This window comes from Paenibacillus sp. CB74 (genome assembly GCF_055687625.1).
This window is the reverse complement of sequence record NZ_CM146009.1, coordinates 3,836,136-3,861,248: the sequence shown is the minus strand read 5'-3', so window position 1 is coordinate 3,861,248 and position 25,113 is coordinate 3,836,136. Positions and strand designations below refer to the sequence as shown.

The window sequence follows — 25,113 nt, the reverse complement described above, 5'->3', positions numbered from 1 at the left end:
GAGCAAAGTACGGATGTGGGGGCAGCGGTAATGTAGGACATCGGAAATGTTCTGACTATGCGGCATCTGGTTTAGCTGGAAATGAAGAAAGTGGTGGGCCAGAAGAGTGCTTGGGTCGTGAGATAAGCGGCTCGGGAACTGAGCATTTGAGCGAAGCGGTTTGCATCGATGTGCAAGGAAGGGAGGGGACAGGGCATGAGTGCTCCTTCTATTGTAGATGTTGGACTGACGAGTGAGAAAGGGCGGGAGTTGTTCTCGTATTTGCCAAGGTATTATGAGACTTCGCGCGTCATGCAGGCCGATATGCAGGCCAAAGGCACCGAGATGGATATGCTGTATCAGGCGCTGGATGAGACGTTGGCGCAATTTTTTGTCCGTACAGCGACGTGGGGGCTGGACTTCTGGGAACAGGAGCTTGGCATTGAGACAGATCGTCTCAAACCAGTGGAGCAGCGGCGTGCCGTGGTGGAGTCGAAGCTCCGTGGTGCCGGAAAGTTCTCTGGCAGGTTGGTTGCGAATGTAGCTGAGGCATATGCCGGGGGCAAGGTGGATGTAACGTTTCGGCCGGAAGCGTGGAGTTTTACGGTGAGCTTTGTGGATACGATGGGCATCCCGCCTAATATCGATGATCTCAAACGGGCGATTGAGGAATTAAAACCGGCCCATATGGCCGTGGAATATGAGTATCGCTATCTGGTCTGGGATGATCTGGACAAGAAGCAGAAAACATGGGACGAACTCGATGCCGCGTCACTTACGTGGAATGAACTGGAGGTGTGGGCGTAATGCCAAAAGAAACAGATCGACTGAAATTACCTCTTCCCTTGGGGAATGAGAATGTGACCCGGGAGAGTATTAACGGGATTTTTGAAAAGATTGATGCTGGTGTTGCAACGCAAGCGGATTTGGATGCGCTTCGTGAAGCGGTGAGTCAGATGGATATTCCCGATGCGTCTTTGACGCAGAAAGGGAAGGTGCAGTTGTCCAGTAAGACGGATGGGACATCTGAGACGGTGGCGGCAACGGAGAAGGCGATAAGGGATGCGAGGGTGGCGGCTGAGACAAATGCGAAGAATGCTAGCCTGCCAAGGTCCGGGGGATCTATAGTTGGCGATGCAGGAGTATTACACCTCGTGGGTTCAACTCATGTTTATCAAGGTTTCTTGCCAGAAGGCCAGAACTCAGGTAGAAAGGGATACGTCGGATTTGGTACTCCCGGTGGGAAGGACTTTACAATCGCAAACGAATACGGAGGAGAATTGTTATTCAGAGATAAGAACGGAGTGACAGCACTTTCTGATTTAAAGCAATCTGTCAGTAACGGTAAAGCATCAATTGCTGCTGCGATTACTGGCAAGGGAGTACTAACAGCGGCAAATGCTTCTTTCGCAACGATGGCGAGTAATGTAACTAAAGTTAAACAAGCGTATTATCAGTCAACAACTTCACCCGCAGGTTTTATTAATTCAGGGTCGGGTGTCCCGTTTGTACTTGCAACATTTCCAGGTGGTACAAGTATTATATCGGCTTATGGGCGTACGCCTATTGGATCAAGTATATTCAATGACAGATGGTCTGTTCAGAGTAAAGCGTCTGATAAGTTTGAACTTCGATTAAGAGATGCTAACGGGGTTGACTGGATCCTATCAACTCATAATTACATTGGAAGTAATGGTACTACAAACGATAGCGTAAATTCATTTTGGTCAATTGCACAAATACATGTAAACCTGCTATCGGGAGTTGCGATGGTGGTTGCACGAGTTGATTCGTATGTGTCGTGGAATAATGTGCATCAAGGTGGTTACGGTTATAGCAACTCAACCACGAAACCTAACGGTGGTTTTGATAATAGTCGTAACTTTAGTTTAATTGTAGTTAGTGAGGGATCTGTGAATTTCCCAGGTAACAATAGTGCATTAATAGTCGAATCAATGTAAAAGATGTGCTAAAGTGGTGCGGATTATTAAGTCCTCTGGAGTAATTAGGAGACTTTTTTGAGCAACTGAGTTGGAGAAAGTATCCAACTGGTAGTGTCATTGTTGACGCCGGCAGCTCAAGACAATATGGGATTGTTTAAAATTTGAAGGTAAGACGTTTATTTTCATAATGTTGGCTATAGATCAACTGATGGATGTCCTCCTAGATGATGGTCACCATATTTAGGGTGCAGTCGTATGGTTTATATTTTCAATGAAATTCTATCTAATACTGGATATGACAACAGGTGAATCGCTTGTGTCTTAAGACTAGTTCTGAACTTATATTTAGAACACATAAGATCGTAAGCTACCGCTTGTTAAATACAAAATCATACTTCATATCAATTCTAATCAAAAATGGGAGGTGAACCATGACCATAAACCAACTAACCACTGCCATTGCTGATGCTCTGACGCAGCATTTCCCTAACATCCCGATCCACCCAGCATCAGTAGGTGGTAACTCGGCTCCTGCCGAAAAAGGCATCTCCTACCACTTGCTGTCCGCTCAACTCACTCGGGAACGCAGCGATCGCTTCGTGCAATCTCACGCCTTTGAAATTCGGTGGCTCGATCCAAACGATATCCCAGCAACCCTTCCGGACGAGTTGTTCGAAGCATTGGAGACCATCGATGTGGAGGGTACACCCTATCGCGCAACGGAGATGCGTTGGGAGACGGAGAACGATACGCCACGAATGCTGGTGTATTACACCATGCGAACCACCAAAATGTCGGAGTCCGCCCGTACCATGCAACAACTGGAACAGCGACCTACCGCACTTAAGGCTACAAGAGAATAACTATATTAGTTCAACCGAACGATGGTTATCCTTTCCTTAAAGTGGTCAGTATAGCTATTTTTTTTATTGAACTTAACTAACCGAATGAGGGGATCTACATGAAAGGAATAGGAGGCGCATTGGCAATGTTTACGAAAAAAGAACAGGACCCTAAAAAACCGGAAGCCCAACAGAAAAACAATCCAAAATACAGCAAAGCACAGTTCGCTGAATCCCGGCAACTTAGCCGGATCGAGAAAGATATTTTGGCAGCAGTTCTACTGGAACAACAAACATACACATTGGAAGAAGCACAGCAACACATCCAACAATTTATGAATGGGGAGGCACAATAATGGCTGGAGGAACATGGACAACACAAAACAAGGTACGCCCCGGCGTATATATGAATTTTGCATCAGAGGGCTCATTGCCGGGTACGGTAGGAGAGCGAGGAACGGTCGCTTTGGCGCTTCCATTGTCATGGGGGCAAGCAGGTACAATCCTGACGGTACAAGCAGGTGAAGATGTACAAGCCAAATTGGGCTATGACTGGACAGCACCGCAATTACTGCTGATCCGCGAGGCATTGAAACGGGCGCAGACCTTGCTTCTGTACCGACTCAATGCAGGGACCCAGGCCAAGGCAACCTTGGACAAATTGACAGTGACTGCTCAACACGGTGGTGTACGTGGTAACGATCTGGCAGTTGTAGTCTCCGCCAATATCAATGATCCAGAACAACTGGACGTTTCCACGTTGCTTGCTGGTAAAGAAGTGGACAAACAAACTTCATCCACCATCGAAGCTCTGGAATCCAACGCATACGTCACATTTACTGGTGAAGGTGCACTCACAGCTACAGCGTCACTTCCACTAACAGGTGGATTGGATGGTACAGCAACGAACCAAGAGCATGCTGATTTCCTGACCAAGCTGGAAGTATTGGATTTTAACACGGTTGGTCTGATCTCAGACGATGCCACACTCAAGTCAGTCTACACAGCTTACATCAAGCGTTTGCGTGATACCGAAGGCAAGAAGGTGCAACTGGTTCTGTCCGATTATCCGGCAGCAGATCATGAAGGTATCATCAGTGTCAAAAATGGTGTTGTGCTTGCAGACGGTACCGTTCTTACGCCAAAACAAACGGTAGCATGGACTGCCGGTGCAACAGCGGGAGCTAACCTGAATGAATCCCTGACGTTCCGTGCGTATGACGATGCCGTGGATGTGAATGGCAGATTGACGCATAGCGAGACAGAAGCAGCATTGCGTAATGGCGAGTTTGTCTTTACCGCGAGCAGCAACCGTGCAGTGGTGGAGCAGGATGTAAATACGTTCCGTTCGGTGACACCGGATAAGGCACGTCATTTTGTCAAAAACCGTGTTGTCCGTGTTCTCGATGGTATCGCTAACGACATGAAACGGATCTTTGAGTCCTACTACATCGGCAAAGTGAACAACAACGAAGATGGGCGCAGCCTGTTCCGTTCCCAATGTGTCACTTATCTGAAGCAACTTCAGGATATTGGTGCCATTCAAAATTTTGATTCCAAAACAGACATCACTGTTGCTCCGGGCAATGAAACCGACAGTATTCTGATCGAGATTCAGGTCCAACCTGTGGATTCCGTTGAAAAAGTATATATGAAAGTGAAGGTGGTTTAAGATGGCATTTTTGAAAGCAAGCGACACAATCTCCGGCCAGGAAGGCCGCGCATACGCAACGATTAACGGACAGACGGAAGAAATGTTTTATGTGAAGACGCTGGAAGCAACAGTGGAGAAACAAAAAGCAGAGGTCAAAACGTTGGGCCGTCGTGGTGTACAGCACAAAGCAACCGGTTGGTCCGGTTCGGGTTCCATGACGATCTTTTATACCACATCCCGTTTCCGCGAGCTGATGCTCCAGTACATGCAAAATGGTGTGGACACGTACTTCGACATTGAAGTGACCAACGAAGATCCTTCCTCTACAATTGGCAAACAGACCGTGACCCTCAAAGGTGTCAACCTCGACAGTGTGATCATGGCATCTCTGGATACCGAGGCTGAGGCGTTGGAGGAAGAAGTGAGCTTTACTTTTGAAGATGTCGATATGCCTGTATCGTTCAACCTTCCTAAGTAATTTAGCGTGGAAAGCTTAGTAATTTAAGATTTATAAACAGTTTAACTTAGCAGCGGGTTTGTAAAAGAAACCTGTTCAACTTGCCTGTGTTACGGGCTATTTGGCGTGTCATATTTCTGCTCTTCGCCGCTTCATGCGGCGGGGAGCCTAACTTTAGAGGAGGAACAATATATGAGTGGATTGAGTATGTTTTTTGCCCAAAATGCAGCAATGGATACAACGGAGGAGTATATCGTGTCCCCCCGATTTAAAGATGAGAAAGGTGAACCCGTTGCTTGGAAACTGCGCAGCATGACCGAGGACGAAAACCAGGAATGCCGCAAGGCAGCTACTCGCAAAATCAAGGGCAAGAACGGTGTCTACACACCCGACATCGATGCGAATGATTACATGGCTCGCCTGATGAGCGCAAGTGTAGTATTTCCCGATTTGAAAAACGCAGAACTCCAGCGGTCATATGGCGTGATGGGGGCGGAATCGCTTTTGCGGAAAATGCTGTTGCCTGGGGAATTTGCTTCGCTTGGCGAACAGGTCCAGAAGTTGAACGGCTTCAATCAGGACATGAACGAACTGGTGGATGACGTAAAAAACTAATTAAAGAGGGCGATTCCGAAGCCAATCTGGCTTATTACGCTCTCCATGAATTAAACATTTTGCCGCACGAGCTAATGGCTTTCTCCATGCGAGAACGAGCGGCCATTTATGCGATGATCTCCATCCGGGTTGAGGAAGAGAAGAAAGAACGGTCCAAGAGCCGCGCCCGGAAGAAATAAAAAGGAAAGGAGGGAGAAATGAATGTATGCCATGTTTGCAAGACTATACCTTACTTCCACACGTATAGTAACGCAATTTCAACAATTACCTGCTGCTATAACTGCCATGTTTAATTCTGCTCGACTGAACAGTATTGCAATGGCATCCAAACTGTTACAGGGGGTATCCGAGGAACAAGCCAAAGTAAACGCAGCTTTTGCAGAAGGAGCCCAGCGCGTGCGATCCTGGATCAGCATGATCAAGTCAGCAGGACAGGCGGTTCTTGTTCCAGCAGCACAAGAAGAGGATTTGAAGCATCGCTATATGGCTGCTACGGGTGACGATGCTCAGGGGGAGACGATCTTTAATCGCTACCGTGCGGAAGCTTTCAAGAGCGGACAGAATGTTACAGACGCTTTGAAAGGCACACTATCTCTTATTCCGTATGCACAGAATACCGACCAAGTTGATCAACTGAGGGATATGGCTAAGCGGTTGAGCATGCTAAATCCAGATGGTAAAAACATGTCGGATGCATCCAGTGCCTTGGTTGCTGCCATGAACGGAGACAATGGTGAACTTGCCAATTCTTTTAACATTCCTGCTGAAGCTCTAAACGGAGCAGGTCTGCAACAAACCATTGATTCATCTAATCTGGATGGATTTATCACAAAGCTTGATGTTATTTTGCAAAAACAAGGCTATACCCAACAGGCTTTTGATACCATGTTGGATTCACCACTACAGAAATGGAACATGCTTGTGAATCAGTTTAATGGGGTTCTGGGACAAATTGGACAGGTAGCTCTTGTTGCCTTGACGCCTCTACTAGATCGATTAAATGAGGCTTTTGCCAATGGTGAATTCACTGGCATTATTGAATGGCTTAGCAATGCATTTACGGTTGCTGCAAACGCGCTGACGATGTTGGTAGACGGGATTTTGTATATCGCGAGTGTGATCCAACAAAACTGGGATATTATTCAGCCCATCCTTATGGCGCTTGCGCTTGTGGCTCTGGCTTTGGTCATTATCCAAGTTTACAGTCTGGTTGCAGCCTGGTTATTACTGAATTGGCCTATTCTGCTCGTCATTGCCGCCATCGCAGCTGTTATTAATATTTTAAGGATGATGGGAATATCGGGAACTGAGATTTTGGGAGCGATTATCGGTACATTTATACTGCTTGGGGAGATGGTACGAGTTGTAATCGCTACAATGTGGAATTATTTTGCCATCTTCGCAGAGTTCATAGCCAATGTCTTCAAAGACCCATTCTATGCATTTCAGAAATTGCTTTACGATTTGGGAATGTTCGGGATGCAGATATTTTACAATCTTATTGTAGGAATTGAGGACTTTCTGGGCAAAGCGATGGGGGCAATTGGGAAGGTAGCTTCCTTTATTAATGATATCTTTGGTACAAATTTTGCTGTCATGTCCGAAGCCGATATCAACATTGCTAGTAAAAACGTCAAGGGTTGGATGGATACATTGAAATCATTTGAGCCACAGAGTGACAAAGATGTATTCCACATGAATCGAATGGACGGAGAATTCGATCCAAAGGTTTCTGACAAGGGACAAGATGCAGCAAAAAAACTATTATCAAAAATACCTTCTCTGCCTGATCCAAATTCCAAAGAAACAAAATTACCCGGAAACTTCGGCGGCTCAACTCCAAAAACACCTTCCATGCCATCGATGCCAACTGCACCTGCTCCCACCGTTGTTCCCAATAGCAACATGAGTAACATCAACAAAATCAACAATATCGGACAGGTGGACAAGATCGGTGACGTGGACGGCACAGTGGATGTGACGAGCGAGGATCTGAAACTGATGCGTGAGCTTGCAGAGATGCAGGCGATTCAGCGATTTGTCAGTCTGACGCCAACCGTTCAGGTCACCACAGGGGATATCAACAGCGGACATGATGTGGACAGCATTATCAGCAAAATCACCGATGGACTGAACAGTCAGATCGTCTCCAGTGCCCAGGGGGTGTATGGATAAATGGAATATTATATTCAACTGAGTTTCAATAACCGCTCTGAATACATGTTTTTCCCGGTGACACCAGAGAGCATTGAGTTTTCGGATTCGGGAGACGGTAGTACGTTTAACGTGAGCGCTTTAGGTGAAATTAACGTGATCAAGTCGCCGAAGCTGCGCGAAGTCAGTTTCAGCGGGATTTTTCCGGCAGATTACAGCCCTTATCATCTGAACTACGATGCAAGACATCCGGCAATTCAGAAGCAGTTTTACCGTGATCCCTATGAATATGTTAAAAAGATCATCCGCTGGATGCAGACGGGCAGACCCGTCAGACTGTTCTTTTCCAGTGCAAGGTACACCATTAATATGGCGGTTTCCATTGAGAGCTTCGACTGGAAGGAGACAGCGGGTACGGTGGGGGATATCCAGTACGATATCAAGCTGAAGCAGTTCATTTTTTATGCCGCCAAAAAAGTAGTGCCACTCAAGGACAGCAAGGATACGGCTGCTTCGAAAACAAAAACCAAAGCCTCTCGGCCCAATGAAAAAATTCAGCCAAAGACCGTCACACTCAAAGCCGGAGACTCCTTGTGGTCTGTAGCTAAAGCCCATCTGGGAGATGGATCTCGCTGGAAAGAGTTGCAAAAGCTGAATAGCATCAAAGATGCACAACTGAAGAAGCTGCCGATTGGACTTGTGATCAAGCTTCCGTGAAAGGAGAGGCAATATGCAAGAGCAGATCAGGTTGGATGATAAGCTGGCAAACATGAAGGAACGGTTATTACTGGATGACAAGCAGGGCAACATCTGGGACATTAGCGAAATTGCCGGTGACATTACGTACAAAACCTCCCGCATCGGCAAACCTTCCTCTCTGGAATTCACGTTGATCAAGGGCAGTCTGTACCAGAATAAGAAATTCACATATGAGAATGGATATGTCGTGAAATATATCAGCAACGAGGTAGGCATATTTTACGGATATATCTTCTCGGTGGATAGCGGTAAGGACGAAAGTGTCAAAATCAAGGCCTACGACCAGACTCGTTATCTAACCGCGAATCAGACGTACAAGTTCGTTAATGCCACTGCTGCGGATGTAATTAAACGAATTTCAAAGGATTTCCTGTTGAAGACTGGTGATCTGATTCAGCCGAAATATGTTATTCCGCGTATGTTATTCGATAACAAAAAGCTGATTGACATGATCTGTGAGGCGCTCGACCGAACGCTGATCTATGGCGGTAAAAACTATATCTTCTACGATGATTTCGGCAAACTTGTGCTTCGGGATGTGGAAGAGATGCCTTACGGCTTTGTCATCGGGGATAACAGTCTGCTCACGGATTACAGTTATACAAGGTCGATTGACGACCAGACATATAACAAGATCAAGCTGTATCGGGATAACAAGGATACGGGAAAAAGAGAAACGTTTGTTCATCAGGATTCAGGCAGCATCCGTCAATGGGGGCTGCTTTTTTTGTACCAAAAAGCGGATGATGGCCTGAACGAAGGTCAGATTGATGAAATGCTCAAGACCCTGATGACCCTCCGTAACCGCGAGACGCAGACGTTGAAAGTGGATGCGCTTGGTGATTTCAAGGTGAGGGCAGGCAGTTTTGTCAACATCCAGATCAATGAACTGAAGATTAATCAATATTTTCTGGTAGACGAATGTACGCATAAGGTACAGGGGGGCGTGCATACGATGTCACTGGATTTGAAGGTGGTGTAACGATAAATGATGCTGGACGTGATTAAAAAGGCGGCGGTGGCCGCTGTAGATGCCAAGTCTCCCGTTCAGGTAATGTACGGAAGCGTGACAAACACACAGCCTCTGGAGATTACCGTTGAACAACGGCTGGCATTGGCTGAGCCTTTTCTGGTACTGCCGGAATCCGTAGTGAACAAAGCTTGGACCGTGGGTGACCATGTCTTGTTGTTACGTGTTCAAGGTGGAGACAGCTTTGTTGTGCTGGATCGGCTGGTGAATCCATGATTCCACAGGGTGCGCAGATTAGCGCAGAAGATCTGGAAGAAGCTGCTGTGCTTCCGAGTCTGACGTATGTATTTCAAGCTTCGGGACAACGAATTGGAAGATTGCAACTGGATGGAAAAGATGCGGTAAAACAGGCGGTGTATAAAGCGTTGTCCACACGCCGCTATGAGCATCTAATCTATTCTTCGGATTATGGCATGGAATGGTCCTGGGAAGGAATGGCAGGGAGATCCATGGTTGAATCGGAACTGGAACGCTGGATTCGCGAAGCGCTGCTTCCAGATGATCGCATTTCGGATGTAACCGAGTTCGATTTTGTCCACGAGGAAGATGGGGTGCGGGTTTCTTTTACCGTGGAAACGGATTTTGGCAGCTTCAGGGAAGAGACGGAGGTGAACATGAATGTATGATGAGCAGACGTTTGAAGTTATTTTAAACCGAATGCTGGATAGGGTACCGGATGGTGTGGATAAACGTGAAGGCAGTATTATCTATGATGCGCTTGCGCCAGCAGCTGTGGAAATGGCTCAGATGTATATCGAGCTGGATGTGAACGCCAATCTGAAGTTTGCAGATACAGCATCTGGAGAGTATCTAGATCGCGCGGTGGCTTGGTCTGGCATTCGTCGGAAAGCGGCCACGAAGGCACGTTGGGTTGGCAGTTTCCGGGATAACGAAGGTAAGCCTGTTGAGGTTCCTTTAGAGAGTCGTTTTTCCACGGGGGATCGGGTGTACGTTATAGTGGAGCGCATCGCGGCAGGACGATATGTGTTGGAATGTGAAGTCGCGGGAGCGGAAGGTAATGAATATACGGGGGCGCTGCTGCCCATCGATTATATTGCTGGCCTGACGACGACTGAATTGACACAGTTGCTTGTTCCTGGCGAAGACGAGGAAACGGATCAGGCCTTGTATGACCGATATCAGGATAAAGTATCCCGTCCAGTCACGAGTGCCAACAAATATCAGTATGAGTTATGGGCACGGGAAAACTCCGGGGTTGGCAAAGCAAAGGCTTTTCCACTGTGGGATGGTCCAGGTACAGTCAAAGTAGCATTGCTGAATAATGAAATGCAAACACCTGCTGAGGCGGTCATTGAGGCGGTGCAGGAATATATCGATCCAACTCAGGATGGAATGGGCGAAGGTGCTGCTCCAATTGGACCCGTGGTCACGGTGGTGGGGGCGGAAGAAGTACCCATCGATGTGGAGGTACAGGTCACGCTTGCTTCTGGTTCAACGTACGAGGGCGTGAAGACACTAATTGAAAAGGGAGTTACGGCGTATCTGAAAGAACTGGCCTTTGCCGATCCGTTAGTTCGTTGGACACGTATTGCCAATGTCATTCTGGATATTCCGCCCGTGATCGATTACAGTGATCTGCTGGTGAATGGTGGGATGTCCAATCTGGAGATCGCCCCCGGCGCCGTAGCTGTTCTTGGGACGGTGAAGGTGACATGAGTAACGCAGAGGCATTAATGACTCTTTTGCCCCCGTTGTATGAAAATGTGCTGGAGATGCAGCTTCTTACCGAGACCGAAGGTGTAGAGCTGGACAAGCTTACGGTGGTTTTGGAAAGTGTGCTGGATCAATTCTACCCGGAGTCTGCGACCTGGGCATTAGAACGTTATGAGCGGGATTTGCAGATTCCAACGAATCAAGCCAAGCCAGACGACCAGCGAACATCCGTGATCATCTCCAAGATGCGCGGCAGCGGCAAAGTCTCTGGCTCCATGCTCAAGAATGTGGCGCAGGCCTACGAAAGTGGCGGGATTGATGTATCCGTTTCGCCCGAGGAATATTTGATCCGAATCCGCTTCATCGACACATGGGGCTTGCCACCCAATTTGGACGATCTGAAGGCAGCGATTGAGGATATTAAACCAGCACATATGACCGTTGACTATCGTCTACGGTATTTGACGATTTCGGAGGTTGAAAGCATGACGCTGGAGGAGATCGAACAGACCCGGCAGGATAAATTTGCAGGAGGTGGAGCATAAATGACTGAACCAAAAACACCAAACTTGGGATTGAATAAAATTGACCGTTCTTCGCCATCAACGACCTATTTTGATCTGGATAAGTATCTGGATCAGAACTGGGAGAATGTTGATGAGGGTGTAGGTCAAGTGGAAGAAAAGGCTGAGGAAATTGCGGCACAGGTGAGTAGTATTCAGGAACGGTTGGATACGGAGAAGCGTAGATCAGTGACGTTGGAGCCAGGATTGCAGATCATTAATGCTGAACGTGCCTCGGCATTTAAGTTGGAAGGGTTGAAGGGGCGCACATTGGTGAATTTGTTAGGGCGTGATGGTGGTTTCGAAGGTTACAGTAACTGGGGGATAGGCGCAGCGTCAGCGATTTTAGATACTACGGTGTATGCCAAAGGTAGTATGAGTTCATTAAAGGTAACCCTTGCCTCTACCAACAGTAACATAAGCAAGACAGTGTCTACGTCAGTTGGTAAGACATATGTACTGGTAGCGGACGTCAAAAACGTATCGACTAGCAGTACATTCGTATCGATATCCACTGTAATTAACGGAAATATAGTAACGGGATCTACATTTGGAACCTCATTCGCTAAGTTCACGGCGACAGCTTCAACCCATGCGATTGCAGTTGTAGGTGGTGGGGTCTCTGGGCAAGTATTCAATGCGGACAATGTGCGTCTTTACGAAGTCAGCGCAGCTGAATACGCTTCACTGGACAACATGACGCCGGAACAAGTCGGATTTAAATATCCTTATGTTGATAGCATTCAGCCTGTCCGAAACCCGTATGCGATTCGTTACGGGGGGAATTTGATACCACCGTTTTATGAATGGAGTTACTTCACGGCGGGGTCTTTTAAAAACACAATTATTCAGCCATATGAACTTTATCAAGAATCTAAAGACTCATCGAATTACGTTTCACTATCAACTTTCATTCCAGTTATTATCGGAAAAACATATACATTAAGCGGGGAAGTATTTAAATCAGAAGCTGATGATAGAGATGGATTGTTTTTTTACTGGGCGGGCAATGACGGCAAAAGACTTCCCGGAGAAGACACTACGACTCGAAAGTACAGAGGCACTTACGTTGTCCCTGATGGTGCGACGTATATACAATTGTTTGCTGTTGTTGACGATTTTTCGTCCACAAGTTCAATTAAATCGCAAACTTTTAAAAATATTATGTTCAATATCGGAAGTGTCGCATTGCCATTCAAACCACGTGAAGACGCCATGCTCGCAATGCAAACTGATCTGTGCGCCGATCCAATAACAGGAGCGCATGCTGATGAATTGTTCGAACGAGACGGTCAGTTTTTCAAGTTGGCGAAATGGAAAAAGGTAGTCTTGGACGGGGCGTCGATTTGGTATTCTCCTGGCAAAGCGATTGGGTTTAAGATAGTCGGTTCGGTGGGGTTCAACGCTGCTATTAAGTATGATAAGTTGGCCGTACAAAAATACGATGGAAAAATTCTAACAAGTACGGCAAGTATGTTGACCCCTGATAACTGTTATTTCCCAATGGCAAATCTATCTGAATTCCAAGTATCGATATCTAACGAAGACAGTGGATGGGGAGACAGTTATACAGGCCTAACCAACGATGAGATTAAGGCGTATTTCATGGGCTGGCGTATGTATGATGGTTCGTCTGGGGGTACGCCTTACAATGGGACAGGCACGAAATATTGGCATAAGCTGTCTGATGGCATTACAACACCTGGAACGGGGACGACGACGCTGCCGACAACTCAAGCACCGAACTGGAGGCCATACCAGCTCATCTATCAACTTGCAACGCCAATTGTCGAACCAATCACGTCTGAAGGACAATTGACGTTAATTGAGGACAGTAATTTGGTGGAGGTCGGAACGGGAATTGTGCTGCGCGAGAGTACAATGCCCCCGCTGTCTAAGATGTATAGTACTTATGAGATAAATTCAGTCAATACAGTGGGGTCGGTAGCACCGAATCCTCTAAAATACAAAGCACAAAAAGTCTTAAAGGTTTATAAAAATAGCAGAGTAGATAAATGGTCAAGGTCTACAGATATGAATACCTATGGATTAGAACGTGCGTTTATAGACGTAACGCTTTTTGATCCGTTTGCCACATACAGTGTCACATACCTGATGCTGGATGTGTCTCCGTCAGTCTCATTTAGTGGCTCATATGCAATCAACGAGAAGGCATTGCTTACAAGTCTAAGCGATATTGTGCAGCAAAACGTGGCTGAGACCACTGTGTTGGGAATTGCTATTGAGGATGGGGGGCGGATTAAAAATTATGTGGATAATAAGCCATGGCAAAAGTTTAAAATCACACAAGATAATGGGAGTGTTATTCAACTTCCGCACAGTTCGAACTTAAATGATATAAAAAAAGGGGGGCACTACGATTGTTTCAACGCTATAAATGGACCAGGTGGTGTGGCTAACGCTTGGTTTTACGTCGAAGTCCTTGTGCATTCAAACGCACCAACTCATGTAATTCAACGTGCATCGAGATTGGATACGCATAATACACCAACGTTATACATGCGAACATGTATGGATAATATATGGAGCGCATGGAGCCCTGATGTTTTTCAATCTGGCGTTAATGCTAAAAATGGGATCGTGGATGCCATTAGCGCCATGGGAACAAGCGCATCCATGAATGACACATGGTCAACATTAGCAAACAAGATAAAGCAAATTAAAACTGGTAAGCAATTTGCGACAGGACAATTTGTTATAGGCTCAAATGGAACTGGTTCAGTGAATGGATTGGCATTTAAGCCGCGCCATATAACATTTGCAAATGCTACTAATACTCCAAACTATATTTATTATGGTATCTACAGTGAAGAATCACCAAGGAATAACTATGGTACTGGTGGTACACGTGTTCTTAACAGAGTGGTTGGTTTAGATAACGGCTTGTCTGTTGATGATAAAATCATACCTACTGTAAATGGTTTTAATGTGAGTGGTACAGGAATAACAGATCAAAGAACATACAACTATTTTGCAACAGAGTAGCGGTGTCCCAATAGTTTTTATAGTTTGGCATATGAAGAATTTGTATGTAACCAAAAGGAATTAAAGTCTTAGCTTTAGAAGTTCAACGACTAGAATTAAAACCAAAGGAGGTGAAATTATGGAACGATGGGACACCCTATGGAAATGGGGAATTGCACTCATGAGCAGCTCAGTAACCTACTTCTTTGGGGGTTGGTCAGGAGTACTCGGCGTACTGCTCGTGTTCGTCATCCTCGACTACCTAACCGGCATCGTGGCTGCGGGTATGAGTGGCAAGTTAGAAAGTAATGTCGGCATGTTCGGTATTGCGCGGAAGGTATTTATATTTGCAATGGTATCGGTGGCTCATCTGGTGGACGGTGTTCTGGGAGACGGACATTTGTTCAGGGATGCGGTCGCCTTTTTTTATATCGCAAATGAGTTGTTGTCTATCATTGAAAACGGGGGTAAGTTGGGTGCTCCGATTCCGCCTGTGATTCGGCAAGCCATTGAAGTGCTTAAGGGAAAAGGGGGAACCGGGGGGATCTCGGGTAACTATACTCCTGATTCCAAAGAATCTTTTGTACAGTCAGATCATGAGGACGTTGATCAACAGATTAGAGATGAAACGAAGTAAAGACTCAGCATTCATTAAAAATTGTCCTGTGGCAAGATATAGAGTACTACAGAGTCGAAAGTCTGCACCAGTAGCCTACAAGTAGTGAAAGAGACGGAATCGATTCTGAAGAAGCAGAGCGGTCGCCTTTGTCTCTAAATTTTAACCATTAGAAATAAAATCATAAAAATTTGGAGACAACAGCGATCATAAGAACGATCCGTATCTGGAACGGTCGCGTACCGCTTGATATTTTTTCCTAAGAGGATAGATACTATTTGAACATAGCTATTACCATCAACAAGGGACACGCACACAAGCAACCTCTAACTCAACCGCATTAACTATATACAAACGGCAATTTGCCGCATAAAGGGTGTGAGAAACATGCAAACGAGAAGTTCGGGCAACACACAGGGCATTGACGTCTCCCGGTACCAGGGCAATATTGACTGGGCCAAAGTGAAGGCAAGTGGCATGACATTTGTATTCATCAAGGCAACCGAGGGACAGACGTATACCGATCCGAATTACCAGAAAAACGTAACAGGTGCACTGGCGGCGGGCATGCTGGTGGGAACGTACCATTTCTTCCGCGCGACTTCTATCGATGTTGCAAAGGCAGAAGCGGCGCATTACGCCAATACCCTGAACAAAGTTGGAGGCGCCAAGGCGTTACAGCTGCCACCCGTCATGGACTACGAGAACAATCCCGGCAACCTGAGCAAAGCACAGATGAATACGGTAGCGAAAGCCTTTTTAACCGAATTACAACGTCTGACAGGTGTAAAACCGATCATATACACGGGCAATTCATTTGCCGGGAATTTTGACACATCACTCAGCTCATACGATCTGTGGATCGCGCGTTACAGCAGCACCCGTGTACCGGACGACCAGCCGGCATGGAAGCGTTGGACGTTCTATCAGTATACGGATTCAGGCAAGGTGAATGGCATCAACGGCAACGTGGATATGAACGAATTCGAGGGAACGGCGGCACAACTCAGAGCAAGATACGCAGCAGTCACTCCGAAACCTCCGGAGCCAACCAATCCAACGAATCCAAGTAATCCGAATCCACCAACCGAACCACCGAAAGGGGGCGAACCGATGACAGCCGAAGAGAAAGCAGCGTTTGATGCGCTCAAATCCCAAGTCGACAAACTGCAGGCGCGTCAGCAAATGGAAGTTCCAGTATGGGCAAAAGCAGCTGTGGATGCAGCGCTGGAATATGACACCAAAAATCCATTGTTCAGCATCGATAATGGGGCGAGTTATGATTTTTACCGTTTTATTACCGTGATGCATCGCAGAGGTTTGTTTAAAAAGTGAGCTGATTCTTAGCTAATTAAAATATTAATTTTATATGAATGTGGATGGAATGGAGAAGGAACACGAGACGCTTTTTGTCGAACTGTGTTCCTTTTTTGTCTTTTGTGTAAGTAATATTAACGCATATAATAAAGTTGAAGACTTATGTCTGTAAATCTCTTGTCTAATTGATTAATGTGATGTAAAGTAAGTTACACGAAATTGTTTTTCACCACAGTTTATTTACACAATCCTCCTCATCATGACAAAACCATAACATATGAAGTTATTGTAATGTCTCCCTGTTGTACAATCCAACATCTCAAGATGACTCGTTCATACGTTTTACACATCCAATCTGCAAGAGATAACCACCCTAATAAACAACTCACACATTTAAACAACCTAGCCTATGTTGACTTTCTTTCGTACGTATTGCAAACGATACCTAGTCCAGCTCCCACACTGCATACTCAAGACGACCCGCGACCCGCTCAAGGAACAGACGTTATTGGTACCCAGCAGCGTAGTATCCATATGCCCATTTGTATTTCTGATCTAGTGACTTGAACTTGGTCTTACCGGTCCGTAACCGTTCGCTATTACTTATTGACCTTAGTTCAAATAAATCGCAACAATCTCATTCATTTTCATAGAGTCATCTCACAAGGCACTTTGTTTTGTTGTACGTCTTCTTTCTCTATAAAAGTAATCGTCCATATCCGTAATCCATGCGCAGGATGATCTGGCGTTTACTTATATCCATTATTCATCTTTCTACCATACTTTTTTTAAGTTTCATATACATGCCTTACTTCTCCCGGAACTTTAATTCAGGTATCACAGGCACCTAAAGCCTTTCATTGATACAAGCAAGCACCGAACCAATGGCTATCATTGAAGTTTTTTCATGCCAGCATTACACACATTATGAGACAGGGAAGGGTGTTGTACGTATGCGAATGAGAAAGAAATGGATGTCCGGTTTTTTGACTCTGGCTTTGAGTACCGTCTTGGTGTTGTCAGGCTGTTCGAGCAATGAGGGGGCTGGGAATTCACCTGCTCCGGCGGAAGTCAGTGAGCCACCAGCCGAAGTGACAGAAGCGCAAGATACGATGATCATGGGGCGTGGCGGGGATTCCGTTGCACTCGATCCGGCGATTGTGACCGATGGAGAGTCGCTGAAGATTGGACATCAGGTGTTTGACTCGTTGCTGGATTACAAGGAAGGCGGAACAGAAGTCGTTCCTGGACTGGCAGAGAGCTGGGAGATTTCGGCGGATGGACTCAAGTATGTGTTTAAGCTGAAGTCCGGTGTGAAATTCCATGATGGAACTGACTTCAACGCTGAGGCTGTTGTGTTCAACTTCAACCGCTGGGGTGATCCGGCGAGTGAATATAAATTCGAAGGAGACTCCTTCGATTATTACGACTCCATGTTTGGTCCAGAGGACGGACGTGTGATCAAGGAAGTGAAGGCGACGGACGAGACTACGGTGGAGTTCACATTGAACCAGCCACAAGCGCCTTTTCTGCAAAATATTGCGATGACGCCATTCGGCATTGCCAGTCCAACCGCGATTCAGGAGAAAAAAGAAAACTTCAAGAGCGAGCCTGTGGGCACCGGACCATTTGTATTCAAAGAGTGGAAGCGTAACGACTCCATTACCCTGGAGAAAAACGAGGATTATTGGAAAGAAGGACTGCCGAAGCTGAACAAAGTTATCGTGCGTTCGATTCCGGATAATACCGCTCGCTTCAATGCCCTGCAAAACGGCGAGATTGATGTCATGGAAGACTTGAACCCGGACGATCTGTCCATCCTTGAAGGCAACAGTGAGTTGCAGAAGATTGAGCGTCCACCGTTCAACGTGGCGTATATCGGCTTTAACTTCAAGAAGAAACCATTTGATAATGTCAAAGTCAGACAAGCCCTCAACCATGCGGTGAACAAGCAGGCCATTATTGATGCGTTCTTTGCTGGACAAGCTGAGCCTGCTGTCAATCCGATGCCGCCAACGCTGTGGGGATACAACGATACCATTGAGGATTACCCATATGATCTGGAAAAAGCAAAAGCTCTACTCGCCGAAGCTGGCTTCCCTGACGGTTTGCCTGATCCGGTAACCTTCTATGCCATGCCGGTATCCCGCCCGTATATGCCTGATGGCAAGAAAGTAGCGGAAGCGATCCAGGCTGATTTTGAGAAAATCGGCGTGACCACGAACATCGAATCCCCAGAATGGGCGACGTATCTGGATGATGCCAAAGCCGGGGAGAAAGACGATATCTACATGCTCGGTTGGACGGGGGATAACGGGGACCCGGATAACTTCCTGTATACATTGCTGGACAAAGACGCCATTCCGGGCAACAACCGTAGCTTCTACGTCAACGAAGAGTTGCATGTGCTGCTGACGGATGCGCAGAAAGAAACAGATCAGGAGAAACGTGCCGAGCTGTACAAACAAGCGCAGATGATTATCAAGGAAGACGCACCTTGGATTCCACTTGTGCACACCACGCCAATTCTGGCGGGTAAATCGAACCTGAAAGGTTTTGTACCATCTCCGCTAGGCAGTGAATCCTATGCTGGTGCCTACTTCGAATAATACAGACGTAAGCTGAACTTATCCATTTCAGGATAACGGAGAGTGGAGAATCACTCTGAAGAGGGCACTGCACCTCGGAGTGAGTAGGTGTAATTTCTTTCTATTAAAGCGCTGGTGAGACGAAATGCTTGGCAGAACCCACATCCGGACGTAACTATCCAAAGCATGCGTATCTGCCAGCGCTTTTTATTTTGCACGATATGTCGAAGGCAGGTGAACAGGATTGAACAGCTATATTGTCAAACGTGTGCTTGTGTTGCTGCCCGTACTGCTGGGCATGACCCTGATTGTCTTTTCCATCATCCACGCCATCCCGGGTGATCCGGCCGAGACCATACTTGGGCAAAAGGCAACCGAACAATCCAAGCAGGCCCTTCGTGACCAGCTCGGTCTGGATAAACCCTGGTTCCAGCAATATTTCGCCTACTTGGGCGATTTGCTCAAAGGCGACCTCGGAACATCCATCCGCACCAAGGTGCCTATTGCCCAGGAAATTGTGCCTTATCTGACAGCTACCCTCGAATTAACGATGGCAAGTATGTTGTTTGCTGTCATTATCGGGGTGAATGCGGGGATTATCAGCGCATGGAAGCACAACTCCTGGTTTGATTATTGCTGTATGGTCATTGCTCTAGTGGGTGTATCCATGCCGATCTTCTGGCTCGGCCTGATGGAACAATGGCTGTTTGCGAACAAATTGCAGTGGCTGCCATCCATTGGGCGCATGAATGCACGTGATCCGGTGGAAGCCATTACGGGCTTGTATGTGCTGGATACGATGATTGCTGGACAATGGAATCAGTTGTGGACCGTAACGAAACATTTGTTGCTCCCGAGTATTGCGCTGGGCACCATTCCAATGGCCGTTATTGCCCGGATGACCCGTTCCAGCATGCTGGAAGTGATGAGTTCCGATTACATTCGTACTGCAAAAGCCAAGGGACTGGGGCCGTTTTTTGTTGTCTATGGGCATGCACTCAAAAATGCGTTTATCCCCGTGCTTACGGTTATCGGCATCCAGACGGGATCGTTGCTTGGGGGTGCGGTGCTGACTGAGACGATCTTTGCATGGCCAGGAGTGGGACGTTATATATATGAAGCGATTAGTTCGCGGGACTATCCGGTAATCCAGAGTGGCATTCTGATCGTGGCATTCTTTTTCGTGGTGATCAATCTGATTGTGGACTTACTCTACGCCGTGTTCGATCCTCGTATTAGTTATAAATAGGAAATTCATCAATCATTCATATCCAAGAAAGGAGACGCCGCATGGCCAAATTATCGACTAATACCGGACAATCGATTGATGCTGCGTCGGCGAGCACATCCGGTCCTTGGCGGGAAGCGTGGAGAACGTTTCGGAAAAACCGGCTTGCGCTTGCGGGCTTGATTATTATCGTGTTTTTTATCCTGTTGGCCTTCCTTGCGCCATACATCGCACCTTACGATTACAAAGAACAGGTGCTGGTGGATCGGCTTCAGGCCCCTTCGGCAGAGCATTGGTTTGGTACCGATGATCTGGGGCGTGACGTGTTTTCCAGAGTGCTGCATGGAGCGCGCATTTCCTTGTGGGTGGGCTTCTTCTCTGTCATTGGTTCCATTATCGCGGGTACGCTGCTTGGTCTGATTGCTGGATTTTATGGAAAATGGGCGGACATGCTCATCTCGCGTTTATTTGATATCCTGCTCGCATTCCCGGGGATTTTGCTGGCCATCGCCATTGTGGCGATATTAGGCCCGTCGTTGCAAAATGCACTGCTCGCCATCGCCATCGTGAACATCCCGACCTACGGAAGATTGGTGCGTTCACGTGTACTCAGCTTGAGACAGGAGGAATTCATTACGTCGGCACGGACACTTGGGGCGGGCAACGGGCGGATCTTATTCCGCCACATCTTACCCAACAGCCTTACTCCACTGATCGTACAGGGTACGCTCGGTATTGGGACGGCGATCATCGAGGCCGCAGCACTTGGATTTCTGGGCATGGGTGCACAACCACCCGACCCGGAGTGGGGGAAAATGCTGTCGGACTCCCGTCAGTTTATACAAAAAGCACCGTGGACACTCATCTTCCCCGGCGTTTCCATCATGTTGACCGTCCTCGGCTTCAACCTCATGGGCGATGGACTCCGCGATACCCTTGATCCGAAAATGGCAAAAAACTAGAATTTTCAAACTCAAACTCAAACTCAAACTCAAACTCAAACCGTAACCGTAACCTATAACCCTAATTTGTACTCTGATTTTATCTGTTCCGCACCTTACACGCTACAGATAACTCTAAACTAACCGTATGTGCTAACTTTCTGCCGTAATCCTATGTGTAGCTGTAACGCTAACTTCTGCATCATCTCTAACGAACCTGGGAAGCCTTATTCTACGATTTTTAGCTGATTTCCTAATCTAACGAACTTCACACACCCTAATATGTGAAAAACTTTCGAATGTGCTCCATAGATTGGATTAAATTGAGCAATAGCGTGTCTAGGGTTCGTTAGATTACAAATTCATCCAAAAAAGGCCATTTAACGCCTCTGAGGTTCGTTAGCGCGACTGCCATACTTCTCAAGACATTCAAGCAATCACAGGACCAAGTTACCAATATACCAACGAATATATCAACACAATATATCAACACAAAAATAGCAATACGGACATATCAATACGAACACATCGATACGGCAGTCTCAACACTGCAAACCCGAGGATATTCCGAGGCGCATTAAATAGACAAGTTTTAAAGCCATCCACGATACCAATGGACAGATTACGATCTTCCCCAATAAGCCGGTTCGAACTTCGGTTCGAGGCGGCTTTTGTTTTACCTGCGGGATTACGTTAAAATGATTGGTGATGTGTCAAAGTTAAAGGGGTATTCGATCTTTTTGTTAAAATAACCGCCTGCGTATTGACACCCAATTTTCCCATATGTTATATAAAAGGAAGGGTTTAGCACTCCGATCATTAGAGTGCTAACAAATGATGTTTTTACTATACGCCTACATATGGAATGATTCTGTTTTTGAAAATAGATATTGAATCTGAGTAGGACATGCGAAGCCAAGGGACGCACAGACCTGAAGAAGCGAAATGTTTGCTTAATCTACAGACTCCATCTAAATAGAAGGCTCTAATCCTCATACCAGTTCCTGATTAAATGCGAAAGTAGTGCAGGGGACGAAATCGATTAGGAGGAAGCGAAGCGTTCGCCTTTATCACCGGATTACTCCCTTATATAAAGGAATCAAAGAAATCTGGGGATAACAGCGATCCGAAAAACGATTCGTAACCGGAACGGCTACATTGCAGAACGTCATGTACTTATTTTTTGCAATGACTCATTAGTGTGAGTCACCTTATCTGAGGACTAGAGCGCTCAAAGGTTTTTGAGTCTCCTAATGGTCGCAGGAATATCTCAGTTATTTCTATTTTCAATCAAATCATTCGATATTCAAATCTGAAAGGAGTCCAACCATTCATGGCTAAAAAAGAATTCCAAGCAGAATCCAAACGTTTGCTGGATATGATGATCAACTCCATTTATACCCAAAGAGAAATCTTTTTGAGAGAATTGATCTCCAACTCCAGTGACGCCATTGATAAAATTTACTACAGAGCACTGACAGACGATACGCTCGTTTTCAACAAAGAGGACTACTTCATCAAGCTTACCATCGACAAAGAAAATCGCACGCTCACACTGACGGATACCGGAATCGGGATGACACAGGAAGAGCTGGAGAACAATCTGGGCGTTATTGCGAAAAGTGGTTCCCTGGCGTTTAAGAAGGAAAATGAAGCCAAAGACGGCCATAATATCATCGGACAATTCGGGGTTGGTTTCTACTCGGCATTTATGGTGGCGGACAAGCTTACCGTAACAAGTAAAACGCTGGGCAGCGACGAGGCTTGGAAATGGGAGTCCGAGGGCGCGGATGGTTACACGATCACACCGGCTGAGAAAGATTCCGTAGGTACAGAGATCGTCCTGACGATCAAAGAAAATACCGAAGAAGATTCGTATGACGAATTTTTGGAAGAGTACCGACTGAGATCCATCATCAAGAAATACTCCGACTTCATTCGCTACCCGATCAAGATGGATGTGACGGGTCAACGTGCGAAAGAGGGCACGGAGAACGAGTTCGAGGAATACCAAGAAGAGCAAACCGTGAACAGCATGGTACCGATCTGGCGTAAAAATAAAAGCGAATTAACCGAAGAAGATTACAATAACTTCTATATGGAAAAACGCTACGGTTTTGACAAACCGCTCAAACACCTGCACATCAGCGCAGATGGCGCTGTGGTATACAATGCAATCCTGTTTATACCGGAGAATACGCCGTTTGACTACTATACCAAAGAGTATGAAAAAGGCCTTGAACTCTACTCCAACGGTGTACTGATCATGGATAAATGCGGGGATCTGTTGCCAGATTACTTCGGATTTGTCAAAGGTATGGTGGATTCGGAAGACCTGTCCCTGAACATTTCCCGTGAGATGTTGCAACATGACCGTCAGCTTAGCCTGATCGCGAAGAATATTAAGAACAAAATCAAGAGCCAACTGCAAAGCCTGTTGAAGGACGAGCGTGAGAACTACGAGAAGTTCTACCAAGCGTTTGGTCGTCAATTGAAATATGGAGTATACAGTGACTATGGGGTGAACAAGGATACATTGCAGGATCTGCTGTTGTTCACGTCTTCCAAAGAGGGCAAACTTGTGAGCCTGGACGAATACGTCTCCAGAATGCCGGAAGATCAGAAGTACATCTACTATGCATCCGGTGAGTCCATTAGCCGGATCGAGAAGCTGCCACAGATCGAGGGCGTTCTTGAGAAAGGGTACGAAGTACTGTACTTCACCGATGATATCGACGAGTTCGCAATCAAGATGATCTTGAACTACAAGGAGAAAGAGTTCAAATCCATCTCCAGTGGTGACCTGGGTATCGAAGATAGCGCGGACCAAGAAGAAACGGACGCTCAGGACAACGATAACAAAGAGCTGTTTGAAGCGATGCAAGCTCAATTGGCGGGTAAAGTCAAAGCCGTTAAAGCTTCCAAACGTCTCAGAAGCCACCCGGTATGTTTGTCTACTGAAGGTGAGCTGACGATTGAAATGGAGAAAATCCTGAAAGCTATGCCGAACAGTGAAAACGTACAAGCCGACAAAGTGCTTGAAATCAACGTGAATCACGATGTATTCAAATCGCTGAAAGACGCTTTCGCACAGGATCAGGAAAAACTGAACCTCTACACAAGCTTGTTGTACCATCAGGCACTGTTGATTGAGGGATTGCCTATTCAGGATCCAGTAGAGTTCACCAACGATATCTGCAAGGTTATGGTGTAACATCAGTTATACAAGGGTGCCATAACATCCCTGATGCAAAAATTCAAACCGCTTCAAGAGTTAAATGGCTTGAGCATTAAGGCTGGAAGTTAAATTACTTCGAAGCATCTACCATATTTATCCGACAGGGCATTTCCGTTCTGTCGGTTTTTTGTCTTTTCCCCCACAACGGGCAGGGTGCGGGGTAGGCAGACTATCATTGCAGCGATGGATAAACATCTTAATGGAATTCTTTAGTCATTCAAAAATGTGATGAAATCCCCTTTTCTAGGGGATGTGTTGTCACTTAGATTGGGTGTGAATTAAACGGCAAAAGTAGTGAAGGGGACGGAATCGATTCTGAAGAAGCGAAGCGTTCGCCTGAAAGCTTTCTGCAAGAAAGCTGCATCGGAAGCACATGCTATTACCGAATTTCTCCCTTTCTAAAGGGAATCAAAGAAATTTGGGAATAACAGCGATCATAAGAACGATCCGTAACCGGAACGGCCACGCCAACTGTATCATGCACTTTTTTTTCATCATAAGTCACTTTCAATATAGAATCATGATCATTT

Annotated in this window: 21 protein-coding genes; all 21 read left to right on the top strand. The window is 46.2% G+C overall.

Features of this window, described 5'->3' with window-relative positions; genetic code table 11:
* The first annotated feature begins 195 nt into the window (after positions 1 to 195).
* The 21 genes from ACX9NY_RS17245 to htpG all read left to right on the top strand — a co-directional run bounded on the left by ACX9NY_RS17245 (position 196) and on the right by htpG (position 24,559).
* Positions 196 to 786, top strand: a complete 591-nt coding sequence (locus ACX9NY_RS17245; protein ID WP_472473999.1) for a YmfQ family protein — start codon at positions 196 to 198, stop codon at positions 784 to 786.
* On the top strand, positions 786 to 1,940 hold the full coding sequence (locus ACX9NY_RS17240) for a tail fiber protein (RefSeq protein ID WP_472473997.1): 1,155 nt from the start codon (positions 786 to 788) through the stop codon (positions 1,938 to 1,940). The genes ACX9NY_RS17245 and ACX9NY_RS17240 overlap by 1 nt, the downstream gene beginning before the upstream one ends.
* Positions 1,941 to 2,353: 413 nt before the next feature.
* Positions 2,354 to 2,785 carry a phage tail terminator family protein gene (locus tag ACX9NY_RS17235; protein WP_472473995.1) on the top strand — a complete coding sequence of 144 codons (432 nt, stop codon included), beginning with the start codon at positions 2,354 to 2,356 and terminating at the stop codon, positions 2,783 to 2,785.
* A 125-nt stretch (positions 2,786 to 2,910) separates the two neighbouring features.
* Positions 2,911 to 3,120: a YqzN/YkzM domain-containing protein gene (locus ACX9NY_RS17230; protein ID WP_472473993.1), complete on the top strand. Its 210-nt coding sequence runs from the start codon at positions 2,911 to 2,913 to the stop codon at positions 3,118 to 3,120.
* Positions 3,120 to 4,436, top strand: a complete 1,317-nt coding sequence (locus tag ACX9NY_RS17225; protein ID WP_472473991.1) for a phage tail sheath family protein — start codon at positions 3,120 to 3,122, stop codon at positions 4,434 to 4,436. The genes ACX9NY_RS17230 and ACX9NY_RS17225 overlap by 1 nt, the downstream gene beginning before the upstream one ends.
* 1 nt (position 4,437) lies before the next feature.
* Positions 4,438 to 4,896 (top strand): phage tail tube protein, encoded by a 459-nt coding sequence (locus tag ACX9NY_RS17220; protein ID WP_017690162.1) that lies wholly within the window; start codon positions 4,438 to 4,440, stop codon positions 4,894 to 4,896.
* Positions 4,897 to 5,067: 171 nt separating this feature from the next.
* Positions 5,068 to 5,490: a phage tail assembly chaperone gene (locus ACX9NY_RS17215; protein WP_342572128.1), complete on the top strand. Its 423-nt coding sequence runs from the start codon at positions 5,068 to 5,070 to the stop codon at positions 5,488 to 5,490.
* A 201-nt stretch (positions 5,491 to 5,691) separates the two neighbouring features.
* Positions 5,692 to 7,665, top strand: a complete 1,974-nt coding sequence (locus ACX9NY_RS17210; protein ID WP_472473988.1) for a hypothetical protein — start codon at positions 5,692 to 5,694, stop codon at positions 7,663 to 7,665.
* Complete coding sequence (locus ACX9NY_RS17205) at positions 7,666 to 8,361, top strand: LysM peptidoglycan-binding domain-containing protein (RefSeq protein WP_036668863.1); 696 nt, start codon at positions 7,666 to 7,668, stop codon at positions 8,359 to 8,361.
* A gap of 13 nt (positions 8,362 to 8,374) precedes the next feature.
* The gene (locus tag ACX9NY_RS17200; RefSeq protein ID WP_449005325.1) at positions 8,375 to 9,385 is read left to right on the top strand and encodes an XkdQ/YqbQ family protein; all 1,011 of its coding nucleotides are present in this window, start codon (positions 8,375 to 8,377) and stop codon (positions 9,383 to 9,385) included.
* Positions 9,386 to 9,391: 6 nt separating this feature from the next.
* Positions 9,392 to 9,649: a DUF2577 family protein gene (locus tag ACX9NY_RS17195; protein ID WP_175383663.1), complete on the top strand. Its 258-nt coding sequence runs from the start codon at positions 9,392 to 9,394 to the stop codon at positions 9,647 to 9,649.
* Positions 9,646 to 10,059 carry a DUF2634 domain-containing protein gene (locus ACX9NY_RS17190; RefSeq protein WP_472473986.1) on the top strand — a complete coding sequence of 138 codons (414 nt, stop codon included), beginning with the start codon at positions 9,646 to 9,648 and terminating at the stop codon, positions 10,057 to 10,059. The genes ACX9NY_RS17195 and ACX9NY_RS17190 overlap by 4 nt, the downstream gene beginning before the upstream one ends.
* Positions 10,052 to 11,110 (top strand): baseplate J/gp47 family protein, encoded by a 1,059-nt coding sequence (locus tag ACX9NY_RS17185; RefSeq protein WP_472473984.1) that lies wholly within the window; start codon positions 10,052 to 10,054, stop codon positions 11,108 to 11,110. The genes ACX9NY_RS17190 and ACX9NY_RS17185 overlap by 8 nt, the downstream gene beginning before the upstream one ends.
* Entirely contained in the window at positions 11,107 to 11,652 is a 546-nt protein-coding gene (locus tag ACX9NY_RS17180; RefSeq protein ID WP_472473982.1) for a putative phage tail protein, read from the top strand. Before ACX9NY_RS17185 ends, ACX9NY_RS17180 begins: the two co-directional genes overlap by 4 nt.
* Positions 11,653 to 14,676, top strand: a complete 3,024-nt coding sequence (locus ACX9NY_RS17175; protein ID WP_472473980.1) for a pyocin knob domain-containing protein — start codon at positions 11,653 to 11,655, stop codon at positions 14,674 to 14,676. It begins immediately after the preceding gene.
* A gap of 118 nt (positions 14,677 to 14,794) precedes the next feature.
* Positions 14,795 to 15,292: a phage holin family protein gene (locus tag ACX9NY_RS17170; RefSeq protein ID WP_472473978.1), complete on the top strand. Its 498-nt coding sequence runs from the start codon at positions 14,795 to 14,797 to the stop codon at positions 15,290 to 15,292.
* A 366-nt stretch (positions 15,293 to 15,658) separates the two neighbouring features.
* Positions 15,659 to 16,606 carry a glycoside hydrolase family 25 protein gene (locus tag ACX9NY_RS17165; RefSeq protein ID WP_472473976.1) on the top strand — a complete coding sequence of 316 codons (948 nt, stop codon included), beginning with the start codon at positions 15,659 to 15,661 and terminating at the stop codon, positions 16,604 to 16,606.
* A 941-nt stretch (positions 16,607 to 17,547) separates the two neighbouring features.
* Positions 17,548 to 19,197 carry an ABC transporter substrate-binding protein gene (locus ACX9NY_RS17160; RefSeq protein ID WP_472479326.1) on the top strand — a complete coding sequence of 550 codons (1,650 nt, stop codon included), beginning with the start codon at positions 17,548 to 17,550 and terminating at the stop codon, positions 19,195 to 19,197.
* 223 nt (positions 19,198 to 19,420) lie between these two features.
* Positions 19,421 to 20,425 carry an ABC transporter permease gene (locus ACX9NY_RS17155; RefSeq protein ID WP_339259388.1) on the top strand — a complete coding sequence of 335 codons (1,005 nt, stop codon included), beginning with the start codon at positions 19,421 to 19,423 and terminating at the stop codon, positions 20,423 to 20,425.
* A 41-nt stretch (positions 20,426 to 20,466) separates the two neighbouring features.
* Positions 20,467 to 21,366 (top strand): nickel transporter permease, encoded by a 900-nt coding sequence (gene nikC, locus ACX9NY_RS17150; protein WP_472473973.1) that lies wholly within the window; start codon positions 20,467 to 20,469, stop codon positions 21,364 to 21,366.
* A 1,312-nt stretch (positions 21,367 to 22,678) separates the two neighbouring features.
* Complete coding sequence (gene htpG / locus ACX9NY_RS17145) at positions 22,679 to 24,559, top strand: molecular chaperone HtpG (RefSeq protein WP_472473971.1); 1,881 nt, start codon at positions 22,679 to 22,681, stop codon at positions 24,557 to 24,559.
* The last annotated feature ends 554 nt before the right edge of the window (positions 24,560 to 25,113 follow it).

Coding starts and splice junctions, on each gene's coding strand:
- ACX9NY_RS17245 (WP_472473999.1), top strand. CDS start 196: ATGAGTGCTCCTTCTATTGTAGATGTTGGACTGACGAGTGAGAAAGGG.
- ACX9NY_RS17240 (WP_472473997.1), top strand. CDS start 786: ATGCCAAAAGAAACAGATCGACTGAAATTACCTCTTCCCTTGGGGAAT.
- ACX9NY_RS17235 (WP_472473995.1), top strand. CDS start 2,354: ATGACCATAAACCAACTAACCACTGCCATTGCTGATGCTCTGACGCAG.
- ACX9NY_RS17230 (WP_472473993.1), top strand. CDS start 2,911: ATGTTTACGAAAAAAGAACAGGACCCTAAAAAACCGGAAGCCCAACAG.
- ACX9NY_RS17225 (WP_472473991.1), top strand. CDS start 3,120: ATGGCTGGAGGAACATGGACAACACAAAACAAGGTACGCCCCGGCGTA.
- ACX9NY_RS17220 (WP_017690162.1), top strand. CDS start 4,438: ATGGCATTTTTGAAAGCAAGCGACACAATCTCCGGCCAGGAAGGCCGC.
- ACX9NY_RS17215 (WP_342572128.1), top strand. CDS start 5,068: ATGAGTGGATTGAGTATGTTTTTTGCCCAAAATGCAGCAATGGATACA.
- ACX9NY_RS17210 (WP_472473988.1), top strand. CDS start 5,692: ATGTATGCCATGTTTGCAAGACTATACCTTACTTCCACACGTATAGTA.
- ACX9NY_RS17205 (WP_036668863.1), top strand. CDS start 7,666: ATGGAATATTATATTCAACTGAGTTTCAATAACCGCTCTGAATACATG.
- ACX9NY_RS17200 (WP_449005325.1), top strand. CDS start 8,375: ATGCAAGAGCAGATCAGGTTGGATGATAAGCTGGCAAACATGAAGGAA.
- ACX9NY_RS17195 (WP_175383663.1), top strand. CDS start 9,392: ATGATGCTGGACGTGATTAAAAAGGCGGCGGTGGCCGCTGTAGATGCC.
- ACX9NY_RS17190 (WP_472473986.1), top strand. CDS start 9,646: ATGATTCCACAGGGTGCGCAGATTAGCGCAGAAGATCTGGAAGAAGCT.
- ACX9NY_RS17185 (WP_472473984.1), top strand. CDS start 10,052: ATGTATGATGAGCAGACGTTTGAAGTTATTTTAAACCGAATGCTGGAT.
- ACX9NY_RS17180 (WP_472473982.1), top strand. CDS start 11,107: ATGAGTAACGCAGAGGCATTAATGACTCTTTTGCCCCCGTTGTATGAA.
- ACX9NY_RS17175 (WP_472473980.1), top strand. CDS start 11,653: ATGACTGAACCAAAAACACCAAACTTGGGATTGAATAAAATTGACCGT.
- ACX9NY_RS17170 (WP_472473978.1), top strand. CDS start 14,795: ATGGAACGATGGGACACCCTATGGAAATGGGGAATTGCACTCATGAGC.
- ACX9NY_RS17165 (WP_472473976.1), top strand. CDS start 15,659: ATGCAAACGAGAAGTTCGGGCAACACACAGGGCATTGACGTCTCCCGG.
- ACX9NY_RS17160 (WP_472479326.1), top strand. CDS start 17,548: ATGAGAAAGAAATGGATGTCCGGTTTTTTGACTCTGGCTTTGAGTACC.
- nikC (WP_472473973.1), top strand. CDS start 20,467: ATGGCCAAATTATCGACTAATACCGGACAATCGATTGATGCTGCGTCG.
- htpG (WP_472473971.1), top strand. CDS start 22,679: ATGGCTAAAAAAGAATTCCAAGCAGAATCCAAACGTTTGCTGGATATG.